The 13,926-nt window shown below is 33.9% G+C and carries 13 protein-coding genes; 7 read left to right on the top strand and 6 right to left on the bottom strand.

The window, feature by feature from the left end:
- Window positions 1-255, top strand: coding sequence for a hypothetical protein (locus ACTU6T_RS10825; RefSeq protein ID WP_460218225.1), 255 nt, complete (start codon window positions 1-3; stop codon window positions 253-255).
- On the opposite strand, the gene ACTU6T_RS10820 is transcribed toward ACTU6T_RS10825, so the two are convergent.
- Window positions 235-1,068: a UbiA prenyltransferase family protein gene (locus tag ACTU6T_RS10820; protein WP_460218224.1), complete on the bottom strand. Its 834-nt coding sequence runs from the start codon at window positions 1,066-1,068 to the stop codon at window positions 235-237. The genes ACTU6T_RS10825 and ACTU6T_RS10820 overlap by 21 nt on opposite strands.
- Before the next feature lie 122 nt (window positions 1,069-1,190).
- On the opposite strand from ACTU6T_RS10820, the gene gcvP reads away from it, so the two are divergent.
- From gcvP to ACTU6T_RS10800, 4 genes are all read left to right on the top strand, one after another.
- A complete protein-coding gene (gene gcvP, locus ACTU6T_RS10815) occupies window positions 1,191-4,043 on the top strand; it encodes an aminomethyl-transferring glycine dehydrogenase (protein WP_460218223.1) in 2,853 nt (950 codons plus the stop codon).
- 106 nt (window positions 4,044-4,149) lie between these two features.
- Window positions 4,150-5,208, top strand: coding sequence for a 3-oxoacyl-ACP synthase III family protein (locus tag ACTU6T_RS10810; RefSeq protein WP_460218222.1), 1,059 nt, complete (start codon window positions 4,150-4,152; stop codon window positions 5,206-5,208).
- Window positions 5,209-5,210: 2 nt separating this feature from the next.
- Entirely contained in the window at window positions 5,211-5,732 is a 522-nt protein-coding gene (locus tag ACTU6T_RS10805; RefSeq protein WP_460218221.1) for a methyltransferase, read from the top strand.
- Between the two features lie 58 nt (window positions 5,733-5,790).
- Complete coding sequence (locus ACTU6T_RS10800) at window positions 5,791-6,639, top strand: glycosyltransferase family 2 protein (protein ID WP_460218220.1); 849 nt, start codon at window positions 5,791-5,793, stop codon at window positions 6,637-6,639.
- Between the two features lie 11 nt (window positions 6,640-6,650).
- Here the strand turns inward: ACTU6T_RS10800 and ACTU6T_RS10795 are convergent, their stop codons facing one another.
- Both ACTU6T_RS10795 and pafA read right to left on the bottom strand, forming a co-directional pair.
- Window positions 6,651-7,457, bottom strand: a complete 807-nt coding sequence (locus tag ACTU6T_RS10795) for a DNA/RNA non-specific endonuclease (protein WP_460218219.1) — start codon at window positions 7,455-7,457, stop codon at window positions 6,651-6,653.
- A gap of 7 nt (window positions 7,458-7,464) precedes the next feature.
- Window positions 7,465-9,150, bottom strand: coding sequence for an alkaline phosphatase PafA (gene pafA, locus ACTU6T_RS10790; RefSeq protein ID WP_460218218.1), 1,686 nt, complete (start codon window positions 9,148-9,150; stop codon window positions 7,465-7,467).
- 107 nt (window positions 9,151-9,257) lie between these two features.
- Between pafA and ACTU6T_RS10785 the strand changes: the two genes are divergently transcribed.
- A complete protein-coding gene (locus ACTU6T_RS10785; RefSeq protein ID WP_460218217.1) occupies window positions 9,258-9,995 on the top strand; it encodes an MlaE family ABC transporter permease in 738 nt (245 codons plus the stop codon).
- On the top strand, window positions 9,995-10,759 hold the full coding sequence (locus ACTU6T_RS10780) for an ABC transporter ATP-binding protein (RefSeq protein ID WP_460218216.1): 765 nt from the start codon (window positions 9,995-9,997) through the stop codon (window positions 10,757-10,759). The genes ACTU6T_RS10785 and ACTU6T_RS10780 overlap by 1 nt, the downstream gene beginning before the upstream one ends.
- A gap of 3 nt (window positions 10,760-10,762) precedes the next feature.
- Here the strand turns inward: ACTU6T_RS10780 and ACTU6T_RS10775 are convergent, their stop codons facing one another.
- Genes ACTU6T_RS10775 through ACTU6T_RS10765 form a run of 3 tightly spaced genes read right to left on the bottom strand, consistent with a single transcriptional unit; the run spans window position 10,763 to window position 13,919 of the window.
- Window positions 10,763-12,235 (bottom strand): DUF389 domain-containing protein, encoded by a 1,473-nt coding sequence (locus tag ACTU6T_RS10775; RefSeq protein WP_460218215.1) that lies wholly within the window; start codon window positions 12,233-12,235, stop codon window positions 10,763-10,765.
- A 3-nt stretch (window positions 12,236-12,238) separates the two neighbouring features.
- The gene (locus ACTU6T_RS10770; protein WP_460218214.1) at window positions 12,239-13,318 is read right to left on the bottom strand and encodes a mannose-1-phosphate guanylyltransferase; all 1,080 of its coding nucleotides are present in this window, start codon (window positions 13,316-13,318) and stop codon (window positions 12,239-12,241) included.
- Window positions 13,311-13,919 carry a SprT-like domain-containing protein gene (locus ACTU6T_RS10765; protein ID WP_460218213.1) on the bottom strand — a complete coding sequence of 203 codons (609 nt, stop codon included), beginning with the start codon at window positions 13,917-13,919 and terminating at the stop codon, window positions 13,311-13,313. Before ACTU6T_RS10765 ends, ACTU6T_RS10770 begins: the two co-directional genes overlap by 8 nt.
- Window positions 13,920-13,926: the final 7 nt, after the last annotated feature.

Genomic DNA, 13,926 nt, shown 5'->3' with positions numbered 1-13,926 from the left:
ATGAGTAATATTAAATTAGAATGTCACGAAGCAAATCATATCTGTGACAAAAATCAGTATAAAGAGGCGTCCTTTTGGGAAAAGGTAAGGCTTACTATACATTTAATTTACTGTAGAGCTTGCCAGAAGTACACTAAAAGAAATAATAAGTTAACGAAGTTGGTTAAAAATCCTAAAGTAAAAACGATGGATACTTCAGCTAAAGAACAATTAAGTGCAGCTTTTGAAAAAGAATTAGCGAAACAACAACAATAAAATTAGCCACCAGATAGGTAAACTCTCTACCCAAAACGCACTGTAATATTTATGTTGCTGCTCACGTGCGAATAATACAAACACGAACGTTATACAACTTATTACTACCTGAATCAATATCATTTCGTATTGTGTTTCACTCTTCAAAAACTCAAAACTTATAAACAACATTAACAATACCACTCCTAATGCCTTTGTTCTCATCACTCCTATTCTTTGAGGTATAGTGCTTAGTCTCAAACTGTCATAACTTAAATCTCTAATTTCAAAAGGGAACATTAAAACGATTACATACACAAAACGTTGTACACCAGTAATAATTACATCATTTGTTATTGGATAGTCATTATTTATCAATGGTAAAAAAACAGTAACTCCTGCCCAAACTAAGGCAATTACATAAATTTTTAAACCACTAATACTTCTTAGATTTTTTTGCTTGTCAATAAATACTTTTTTAGGTATAAGAGGAATGGCATATAGAAATGTTACTAACCCAAAAGACCCAACATAAAACAGAGTTTTAGTTTGTAATTGCAGTAGATAATAACATAAAACGATAAAGCACATTAAGGAAAATATCTGAATTGCTTTCAACCGCGATGTTAAGCTACGATGATGAAATTTTGCTAAACCAAAATACTTCACAAAATTATAACCAGTTATCGTTGAAAAAGTTATAAAATAAAGCACATCTTGATCATAATCAATATCAAATTGCAACAAGGTAATCCAAGTCAATGCAAATACAGCAAAAGCCACATGAACACTAGTGTTTATATAAAAATCTAGTATCTTTTTTAGAACAGACATTATACAAAAATAGACAAACTGTTAATAACCGAATCAAATGGTTGAAAAGTTTCATTTTCGTTAACTAATTAAGGTTAATAATTCCTTAATTTTGCAGGAATCAAATTCAACTCAAAAAATTAATGAATACAGCAGATTTTTCACTTCGTCATATTGGTCCGAGATCAGAAGATCAAAAGCAAATGTTACAAACAATTGGTGTGAACTCTATGGAGCAATTAATCAATGAAACTATTCCTGATGGGATCCGTCTAAACTCAGATTTAGACCTCGAAGCACCTATGAGTGAACAAGAATATTTATTGCATATCTATGACCTTTCGAAAAAGAATAAAGTTTTCAAAACTTATATTGGCTTAGGGTACCACCCAACGATAATGCCTGCTGTTATTCAACGTAATATTCTTGAAAATCCAGGTTGGTACACCGCCTATACACCATACCAAGCTGAAATTGCTCAAGGTCGTTTAGAAGCGCTATTAAATTTTCAAACAATGATTACCGACCTAACTGGTATGGAAATTGCCAATGCGTCGCTTCTAGATGAAAGTACAGCCGCTGCAGAAGCTATGAGTTTATTGTTTGCTGTTCGTGAACGTGATCAGAAAAAAGCAGGAATTAACAAGTTCTTTGTTTCTGAACATATTCTTCCTCAAACATTATCGCTGCTTCAAACTAGAGCTAACCCTATTGGCATTGAACTTGTTACAGGCGATGAAAGCAAGTTCAATTTTTCTGAAGAATTTTTTGGAGCTATTTTACAATATCCTGGAAAACACGGACAAGTAACTGATATCAAATCATTTATTGAGCAAGCCAATGCTGCAAGAATCAAAGTAGCAGTAGCAGCAGATATTATGAGTTTGGTTAAATTAGAAGCTCCAGGTAAATTTGGCGCTGATGTAGTGATTGGAACAACGCAACGATTTGGAATCCCGATGGGTTATGGTGGGCCACACGCTGCTTACTTTGCAACCAAAGAAGCTTACAAAAGAGATATTCCTGGACGTATCATTGGTGTTACTAGAGATGCTAATGGAAATAGAGCCTTAAGAATGGCTTTACAAACCCGAGAACAGCATATAAAGCGTGCGAAAGCAACATCAAATATTTGTACTGCCCAAGTGCTACTTGCAGTTATGGCTGGAATGTATGCCGTGTACCATGGTCCTGAAGGCTTAAAACATATTGCTAATGACATCCATTACAAAGCTGTAAGTTTATCAAAAGTTTTAGAATCGCTAGGATTTCAACAACTTAATACAGAATTCTTTGACACCTTGCACATCAAAGCAAATGCTAAAAAAATAAAAAAAGCTGCTGAAAACAAAAAAATGAATTTCTATTATCCAAGTGATAATGAAGTTGTCATTGCCGTAAATGAGCCAACTACCTTAGAAGAGCTTAATAGAATTGTGAGCATTTTTGCAAAAATTGCAAAAAAAGATCGTATTGAAATTGCTGAAATTTCTGCAGAATCCAATATAGAAAGTCATTTAAAACGTCAAACTCCTTTTTTAGAGGAACCAGTGTTTAACTCTCATCATTCAGAAACTGAATTGATGCGTTATATTAAACAACTAGAACGTAAAGATTTGGCACTAAATCATTCGATGATTTCCTTAGGATCATGCACCATGAAATTAAATGCAGCTGCAGAAATGCTGCCTTTAAGTTGGTTTAAATGGGGGAAAATTCATCCATTTGTTCCTGCAAAACAAGCCAAAGGTTATCATGCGGTTTTAAAAGGCTTAGAAGATCAATTAACTGAAATTACTGGATTTGCTGGAACATCATTACAACCAAATTCTGGTGCTCAAGGTGAATTTGCTGGTTTAATGGTTATTAAAGCATACCATGAATCTCGCGGTGATTATCATAGAAACATCTGCATTATTCCTTCATCGGCACACGGAACGAATCCAGCAAGTGCTGTGATGGCAGGAATGAAAGTTATTGTCACAAAATCTACAGAAGAAGGCAACATTGACGTTGACGATTTGCGAGAAAAAGCTGAATTACACAAAGAGAACCTCTCAGCATTAATGGTGACATACCCTTCAACTCATGGCGTATATGAATCTGCAATTAAACAGATTACGAAAATTATTCATGATAATGGAGGACAAGTATATATGGATGGTGCTAATATGAATGCCCAAGTTGGATTAACAAATCCGGGGAATATTGGAGCCGACGTATGCCACCTAAACTTACACAAAACCTTTGCGATTCCACATGGTGGAGGTGGTCCTGGTGTTGGCCCAATTTGTGTTGCTGAACAACTAGTCCCTTTCTTACCTGGAAATCCATTAGTAAAAACTGGTGGAGAACAAGCTATTACTGCAATATCAGCAGCTCCATTTGGATCATCCTTGGCATGTTTAATTTCCTATGGATATATTAAAATGTTGGGAGCTTCTGGGTTGAAGAAATCAACAGAAATGGCAATCTTAAATGCGAACTATATTAAAAAACGTCTAGAAGGGGCTTTCGAAACATTATATTCTGGAGAACGAGGACGTGCAGCTCACGAAATGATTATAGATTGTAGACCCTTTAAAGCTAATGGAATTGAAGTTGTTGATATTGCTAAACGTTTGATGGACTATGGGTTTCATGCCCCTACAGTATCTTTCCCTGTAGCTGGAACCATGATGATTGAACCTACTGAAAGTGAAAGTAAGCAAGAGATGGATCGCTTTTGTGATGCTATGATTTCTATTAAAGAGGAAATAGATAATGTATCTAAAGAAGAAACGAATAATCTCTTGAAAAATGCACCTCATACTTTAGATATAATTACTGATGATGAATGGTTATTACCATACACACGTCAACAAGCTGCATTTCCTTTAGATTATGTTAGAGATAATAAATTTTGGCCAAGTGTACGTCGTGTTGATGACGCCTATGGTGACAGAAACCTAGTCTGTACCTGCGCTCCAATTGAAGCCTATATGGAAGAAGCTTAATTTTATTAGGTTTGGGCATCGTAAATTTTACAATTTCAAAAATTAACATTTCATTTAATGTTAGTATATTGCCATGTTTGATGATTTCAAACAGAAATCCTAATTTATGAGTATAAAAATAACTGGAACAGGAAGTTTTATTCCTAGTCGTGTTGAAAAGAACGAAGATTTCTACAATCATGAGTTTTTAAATGCAGATGGATCCAAAATAAATAGTCCAAATGAAGTTATCGTTGATAAATTTGAAGCCATAACTGGAATTCAAGAGCGACGCTATATTAAACCCGAATTATTAAATTCGGATATTGCATTCTTTGCTGCCGAAAAAGCGATTGAAGATGCAAAAATTGATAAAGAGGACTTAGATTACATCATTGTTGCTCATAATTATGGTGATGTAAAACATAATACTGAGCAGAGTGACACAGTTCCAAGTATCGCATCTAGAGTTAAACATTTATTACAAATTAAAAACCCGAAATGTGTAGGTTACGACTTATTATTTGGGTGTCCTGGTTGGGTTGAAGGTGTAATCCAAGCAAAAGCTTTTATCTCGTCAGGCTTAGCAAAACGTTGTTTAGTTATCGGCACCGAAACGCTCTCGCGTGTTGTAGATAAACATGATCGAGATTCAATGATATATAGTGATGGTGCTGGTGCAGTAATCGTAGCTGAGAGCGACGAAGATGGTGGCATTATCAACCACGAGACTGCTACCTTTACCTTGGACGAGGCGCATTTCATTTACTTTGGCGAAACTAATCACCCAGAGATTACAGATCAACGTCGCTACATTAAAATGTATGGCCGTAAAATCTATGAGTTTGCCTTAACAAATGTCCCTTTAGCATTAAAGTCTTGCTTAGATCAAAGTGACTATTCTATAAACGATGTCAAAAAAATATTGATTCATCAGGCTAATGAAAAAATGGATGAAGCCATTGTAAAACGATTTTACAAGCTTCACAATATGGACATGCCAGAAGGTGTTATGCCTATGACGATCAATACACTTGGAAATTCTAGTGTAGCAACTGTGCCCACATTATACGATATGATTCTAAAAGGTCAGCTAGATAATCAAAGTATCAACAAAGGTGATGTCATTATTTTTGCTAGTGTAGGCGCAGGCATGAACATTAATGCGATTGTATATAAACACTAATAATGTACGAAAAGACATTTCCAAATAAACGATTCAAACACACTGTTGAATTTTTAAAAACACACATAAATACTTCTGAATCTATTTTAGATTTAGGTGTTGAGAACCCTTTATCTGAAATTTTAAAAGCTGAAGGTTATTCTGTTGAAAACACTTCTGGCATTGATTTAGACATCAATACTTCAGAAATAGAACAATCCTCTTCAGAAGTTGTTACCGCATTCGAAATTTTCGAACATTTACTCTCTCCTTTTACGGTTTTAAAATCGATTAAAGCCAATAAATTGGTTGCCAGCATTCCACTACGCTTGTGGTTTGCATCTGCTTACAGAAGTAAAACTGATATGCGAGACAGACACTATCATGAATTTGAAGACTGGCAATTTGATTGGTTGTTAGAAAAATCTGGATGGAAAATTATTGATCGGCAAAAATGGACCAATCCAACCAAAAAAATTGGACTTAGACCAATTCTTAGGAGGTTTACCAACAGGTATTATATTGTCTATGCGGAAAGAATTTGAAATTTGAATTCATGATTTTTATTTGTAAAACGTAACTTTGGATTCAAAATATTAGATCTTGAATTTCTACATTATCATTCCTGCTCACAACGAAGACACTGTTATTGGTAAAACATTAGACTCATTAATACAACAATCTCTACCTGCAAAACAGATTGTAATTGTGAATGATAATTCTACAGACAACACTGCAACTATTCTAGAGGATTATGCTTTAAAATTTCCAACAATTTCGATAGTAAATACGACCTCTTCAAATCAACACCTTCCAGGTTCCAAAATTATAAATGCATTTTATAAAGGTTATGAAACACTTGACAACCACTATGATGTCATTTGTAAATTTGATGCCGATTTAATATTTCCAAAGAATTACTTAGAACAATTAGCCCTTCATTTCAACAACAATGAAACCTTAGGTATGGTAGCAGGTTTCTGTTATATTAAAAAAAACAAGGATTGGGTTTTAGAAAACTTAACTCGAAAAGACCATATTAGAGGTGCGCTCAAAGCCTATCGCAAACAGTGTTTTTTAGATATTGGTAAACTAAAACCATCAATGGGTTGGGATACTGTTGATGAGTTACTAGCAAAATATAACAATTGGGAAATTTTGACCGATGCATCTCTTCAAGTAAAGCACCTCAAACCCACAGGTCAAAGTTATAATACAGCCTCAAAATATCTTCAAGGTGAGGCCATGTACAAAATGCGTTATGGATTTATTATAACCTTAATTTCTGCAGCAAAATTAGCCTATAGGAAAAAAAGTATTTTACTTTTTAAAAACTACATGCTAGGTTTTTTTAGAGGAAAGCTTCAAAATCAGGAACAATTAGTAACTAAAAAACAAGGGCAATTTATAAGACGTTTACGATGGAAAGGCATGCTAGAAAAACTGACATGATTACTTGTTGTCTAGAAACTCCATTCTTTATAACTTCGTGAGGCTTCCAATCGATGTTCTGTAGCATCATCTAATTCCGCAAAAAAGTCAATTCCAGTAAGTGCTTCAATCTCGTCTATTGTTACCACAAACTCATATAAAGGTCGATTAGAGTCTTTATGCGGCATCAAAAACGCAATAACTTTAGTCTTTCCAGTATTATTATCAATTAATATTTTATAAAACTGATTTGGCACACTCACTTGCTCTTCACCTATCGTTTCCATATCTCCTTTTAAAATACCTCCAGTAACTACAAATACACCATCATATTTTCTTGCCCAATACCGTACTTTCTGCTCAAGAGTATTCCAAATACCAGAATTGAATTGATGGTTTTGCGGACTAATATTACTAGTTAAAAAAGTCTCATCATGTGCAGATTGGCTATAACGTTTATCTCCTGCTGGACATAAATGTCCGCGATCATAACCAGATTGCTTATAATTTCGCCAATGCGCTGCACCAGTCTTTACAGCTTTATCGACCTCAAAATAAGGACGCTTAAAATTGGTATTAGATAAATGCTCTTTTTTTAATTCATACGCAACCCATTCCGCTTGCTCATGAGGTTCACTATATGATAGAGAATAGCCTTTGTGATGCACAATTTGACCAGTAGTACTTGAAGGTAAAAAATACTCATTAGTAGTATTTTTTATTACTGCACCTTGCTCAACAATTTCATGAGATTCCTTTTCAGATAAGAAATGTTCATACCCATAAATACTAAGAAGTAAGAGAATCGCCAAAAGTGAATACATTGTTTTTTTACTCATAGTACCATCAATCAATCATAACCTCCAAAACTTCACCTATAGTTCCATTTGGAAAACTAATTCCTAATAATGCGGAGATCGTTGGTGCTATATCGGTAATTTCTGTTTTTTTATAGGTATGTCCTTTTTTTATTCCTTTTCCGAAGAACAGCAAAGGTACATGAGTATCATACACATAACCCGAACCATGATCGGTTCCTTTTTTATTCCAATGTCCGTCTGAAAACACTGAAGACTCCATTACAATCAAAATATCTCCTGATCGTTTTTGATTGTACCCATTTTTCAAAAGATATTCTACACCATTCTGAAATGCAAAATCATTGATATTATTTCCTTTAAAAACCTTATTAATTCTATCATAATCTAACAGTTTTTGAATAATTACATTTTCAATCTTGTTTAAATCAAGATTATTACTTTTAATGACTTCATGATTTAAAAACACTTGTTCATTACTAATTTTTAATACGAGTGCTTCATTACCAAATTCTGAAAAAAGCATATTGTTTAAATCCGTTTTCACTTCATTAAAATCTAAAAGGCCTCCAGGGATTTTTTGCGATTTCAAAAATGCTGGAACATAAGGTGCACCATGGTCTGCAGTTAAAAACACAGTATACTCTCCTACTCCTACAGTTGTATCTAAGTAATTAAACAAACGTTCTAAATCTTTATCTAAGCGTATGTAGGTATCTTCCGTTTCTTTAGCATTAACCCCAAAATTATGGCCCACATAATCAGTACTTGAAAAACTAACAGTTAGCATATCTGTAATATTATCTTTTCCTAGTTGTTCTCCTTCAATAGCTGCGATGGCAAAATCAGTAGTTAAGCTATTTCCAAAAGGTGTAGATTTTAAAATATCAAATCCGCCATTATCTTTACTAAGTGCTTTTAAATCATAAGGAAATGTTGCAGTTGCTTTAGATTTAAATCCATCTTCAAAATCATTTAAGTCAGGTCCACTTTCTATGTAAGTATCCATTGGATAAAGGGTATTCCAAGTTTTTAAATAACTACTTGATTTATTAGAGGCATTGAATTCTGAAACCCACTTCGGCAATGCCTTCATATAAAACGTACTCGTAATCCAAGCCCCTTCACTCTTTCCCCTAAACCAATATGCCGCATTGGCCGTGTGACCTGCAGGAAGAACCGCACCTCTATCTTTAATAGATATACCAATAGTTTTCCCTCGTTTCTGTGTAAACAATCTATTCTCATCTGTAAATGTTGTCGTTGTCATTCTATGTGGAGACATTTGACCATCTTTACTTGTAGTTCCAACAGATTGATAAGAGTCATCTCTAACACAATACACACTTTCTCCTATGGCTTTATCAAACCAATTATTTCCAATGACACCATGGTACCTTGGGGTTGTTCCTGTGTATATTGAAGCATGGCCAGCTGCAGTTTTTGTTGGTATGTAATTAAAATGATTATTCTTACAATTGAAGCCTTCATCAATCATACGCTTAAAACCACCTTGACCAAACTTCTTATAAAATCGCGTTAAGTAATCGTAACGCATTTGATCTACTACTATACCAACAACTAGTTTTGGATTACCAATGGGTTTATCCTGGGTTTTGGTAGGTGTGTTTTGAGTAACTATAACCTCTTGTTGCGGTTTACAAGACATTACTAATAATAGAATAACAAGTGGTAAAAAAATACGTTTATACATTACTAAAAGTTTAGAATACCAAAAATACAGATTTTAATTCATCATCTTTTAAACTTAAGGTTAAGAACTCATCTTAATTTTTTACTTTTACCGTAACAAATTTCACTATGCAATACCTCCATAATATAGGCGCATATTTTTTAATGATTGCCGAAATGTTTCGCAAACCAACTAAATGGTCGGTAATGCGTACACTCATTTTAAAAGATATTGATGATTTAATCATTGGATCTTTGGGTATAGTTGCTTTTATTTCATTTTTTGTTGGTGGTGTAGTTACTATTCAAACCGCATTAAATATTAGCAACCCATTAATCCCAAAATATCTTGTAGGTTTTGCTACACGACAATCTGTGATTTTAGAATTTGCGCCAACCTTTATCTCAATTATCATGGCAGGAAAAGTAGGTTCTTTTATCACTTCAAGTATTGGCACCATGCGTGTTACAGAACAGATTGATGCCTTAGAAGTTATGGGAATCAATTCTTTAAATTACTTAGTATTTCCAAAATTCATAGCGCTAATGCTATATCCATTTGTTATTTCCATAGCTATGTTCTTAGGCGTTTTAGGTGGATTGATAGCAGCGGTCTATGGTGGCTTTGGAACTCTTGAAGATTTTGTTGCTGGAGTTCAAAATGATTTTATTCCTTTCCATATGGTGTATGCTTTTATTAAGACTTTTGTATTTGCTTTTGTTTTGGCTACTATCCCTTCATTTTATGGCTATTATATGAAAGGCGGTGCACTAGAGGTTGGCAAAGCCAGTACGACTTCTTTTGTATGGACGAGTGTTGTCATTATTTTACTAAACTATATACTAACTCAACTCCTACTAAGCTAATGATAGAAGTAAATAATGTACATAAATCATTTGGAAATGCTCATATTTTGAAAGGTATATCTACAACTTTTGAAAAAGGAAAAACGAGTTTGGTTATTGGGCAAAGTGGATCTGGTAAAACAGTGTTCCTAAAATGTCTTTTAGGGCTTTTTGCTCCTGAAAAAGGAACTATTGCTTATGATGGCAAAATATACTCAGAGCTTTCTGATGATGAAAAACGTAACCTTAGAGCCAAAATGGGTATGGTCTTTCAAGGTAGTGCTTTATTTGACTCAATGACCATACAAGAAAATGTAATGTTTCCGTTACGAATGTTTACGAAGCAATCTAAGAGTGAAATGGAAGATCGTGCCGACTTTGTTTTAAAACGAGTAAATCTTGAAGGCGCTCATCATAAGATGCCAAGTGAAGCTTCTGGTGGAATGCAAAAGCGTGTGGCTATAGCTAGAGCCATTGTTAATAATCCGAAGTATTTATTTTGTGACGAACCAAACTCTGGTCTAGATCCAAAAACAGCCATAGTAATTGATAATCTTATACAAGAGATTACTGATGAATACAATATCACAACCGTAATCAACTCACATGACATGAATTCGGTTATGGAAATTGGTGAGAAAATTGTATTCTTAAAAGACGGGCTTAAAGCTTGGGAAGGCTCAAAAAAGACTATATTTAAAACCGATAACGAAGTCGTTACTGATTTTGTCTATTCATCAGAATTATTTAAAAAGGTACGTAAAATGTATTTAGATGAAAACTAGATTTTAGTTTCGTCTTATCACTACTGTATCTGTTTTAAGTTCTTTTTGCAACCATTCTTGTAAAGCCTTTTCTCTAGCTATAATAACACTATCCGCCAAGGCGACTTTCCATCGTACATTTGCCACTGTAACGGTATCAATATTAATAAAGTCTTTAGATTCTAACATTTCAGAATACCCGAAAAATTCCAAATCATTAAATCGCACTTTAGCATCTCTAGACAATGCTGTAAAAGACACTGTCCCTTTAGCATTTTTTGATTCTATCTGCTTATTTAAGTTGGTAATATTGGCTTGAAGGTCTTCAACCTGTTTTTGAAGTCCAGAAATAATTAAATCCTTTTGATCTAAATCACGTATGGCTCTATCATAGGCATCTACAATTTTATCAAAGCTTCTATTCTTGTTACCACTTATTATTAATTCAAAGTCTTTAATTTTATCATACTTCTTTATCTCGTTCTTTAAATCTGCAATAGTAGCATCAGACACTTCTCCGTTAAAATATAGAGCAATGGTTTTTTCTTCATAATTTGGCGTCCCTTTTTGCAACCATAATTCGTTATTGTCTTCAATTTCTACCTTTTTAAATGTATTATAGTCATTCTCCAAACCACTATTTTTTAGTACTCTTAAAAATGTAATCGTTGGATATATCATAACTATTATTGCAACTAAAGCCGCAAATCTAGCAATTCGTCTACGTTTTGCTGAATTCGCATATTTGAGCATTGGGAATCGTAAGACCTTTAACACAATAAAGGTTGCTAAAGCAATGAATATGGTATTAATTGTAAATAAGTTCATCGCTCCTAAAAAATAGGACCAATTTCCATCAGCTAAGCCATATCCTGCTGTACATAAAGGCGGCATTAAAGCAGTTGCAATTGCTACACCAAAGATAACTGAGGCTATGGTTCCTTTTTTAGTACGCGCAATTATCAAGGCTAAACCACCAAAGAAAGCAATTAACACATCACGAATATCTGGTTTAACACGACCTAAAAGTTCAGAGGTTTCTTGATTTCCTAGTGGAAAGAACTTAAAGAATAAAAATGCAGTAAGCAAACTCAAAACAATCATTGTTGCTAGATTGATAAGTGATCGTCTTAACGTATCAATATCATTAATTGCTATGGCCATACCAATTCCAAGGATTGGTCCCATTAAAGGAGAAATTAACATGGCTCCAATAACCACAGCAGTAGAATTTGCATTTAAACCTACCGATGCTACCATTATCGAGCATACTAAAATCCAAGCCGTAGCGCCTTTAAAAGACACATCATCCTTAATCGCTGTAATTGTGGCTTCACGATCGGTATCTTCCCTAAAATCTAAAAGTTCATTAAGAAATGTCGTGGTACTTTGCCATAAACCTTTAGCATCCTGTTTAACAGCTTCCTTACTTTGTTCTACTGCTTCCTCTTTTTTAATCTCTTCTTCTGAGAAATCGAATTTACTCTCTTCACTCATATTCTAACCGTAATGTTCTCCAAACTTCTCTTTTACACCTTGGAGTACTTTTTTAATATCTTGTTCTTTTGTCTTTGGAAAGATAAGCAAAACTTCATCTTTATCCACAATAATATAATCTTTCAAACCATCAACTACCACTACCTTATTACTCTTAGTTCTAATCATATTACCAGAAGTATCATCGACCAAAGTTTGAGCGTTAACCACAGCATTGCCATTATTATCTTTATCAAGTTTATCATATAAACTTCCCCACGTTCCTAAATCATTCCAATCAAATGTTGCAGGGATCACATAAACATTTTGTGATTGTTCCATAATAGCATAATCCACAGAAATATTTTCAGCTTTCCCATAATTATCTCTTATAAAATCATCTTCAAAATCAGTATTATAAACCTCACAACCACGTTCAAAAAGATTGAACAATTCTGGTTGATTATTTTTAAATGCCTTAATTACACTTTTCACACTCCACATAAAAATCCCTGCATTCCAAAGAAAATTACCTTGTTCTATAAACCCTTTTGCAGTATTGTAATCTGGTTTTTCTCTAAATTGATTTACCTTTTTAATTGAAGTTGTGGACGACTTATCATACTCTATATAACCATAACCAGTATTAGGAAATGTGGGTTGTATTCCTAAGGTCATTAAGGTGTCATTCTCAACACAAAAATCAAAAGCTTGCTTTACGTCATTAGTAAATGCCTGTTCATCTTCAATCCAATGGTCGCTTGGTGCAACTATCATTACAGCATCGTCATTTTCCTTTTGAATTTTTAAAGCCGCATATAAAATACATGGCGCAGTATTGCGCATAGCTGGTTCTAATACTACCTGACGATTGGTCACATCTGGTAATTGCTCGAAAACCAAATCATTATATCGCTCGTTAGTTAAAATAAATATATTTTCCTTCGGAATTATTTTAGACAACCTGCTAAAAGTCTTTTGAATTAAAGTATCTCCAGTACCTAACATGTCATGAAACTGTTTTGGAAAATCTTGAGTACTCACCGGCCAAAATCTAGACCCAACACCTCCGGCCATTAAAATGGCATAATAATTTTTATTCATTGATTTTATTTAATAATTCAACTTCAGCATTAGGATTAAACAGATATAAGCGCCCAGTTTTAATCTCCATACATTCAAAACGTTTTACACGTTGTTTACCTCGTTTAAATACTTTACCATTGTATAATTTAAAAGTACCTCCAAAAGGTACATCAAAAATATAGGTTTTATCGTTAGGTTCATCAAATTGTTTTAAAGCCAAAGCTAAATTTGCATCACTATCACTCGAGGCTTTTGGGTTTTTGAAGTGCTTTGCTAATAATGGTAATAATTCTATTGGAAAAACATCAGGGTTTAAAAAAGGTAACATTAAATGCTGAAATGTACGTTTCCACTCAATACCATGAGGCTTAATAACTCGTCCATAATTTTTATAAGCTACAAAGTGTGCTATCTCATGAATGAGTGTCATCAAAAAGCGGTAAGTGTTTAAATTAGAGTTCACAGTTATTTGATGCTTCCCATTTGGCAATCGCTTATAATCACCATGACGAGTTTTTCGCTCGTTCTTCACTTTTACAGTGAGATTGTCATGGTTTAAAAGCTCAATAACTTTTTTTACCGATCGTTCTGGGATATAGTTTTGAAGGATTTCTTGCATGACATAG

Source organism: Psychroserpens citreus (assembly GCF_055686305.1).
The sequence above is the reverse complement of the archived record's forward strand: the minus strand, read 5'-3'. Positions and strand labels throughout refer to the sequence as shown.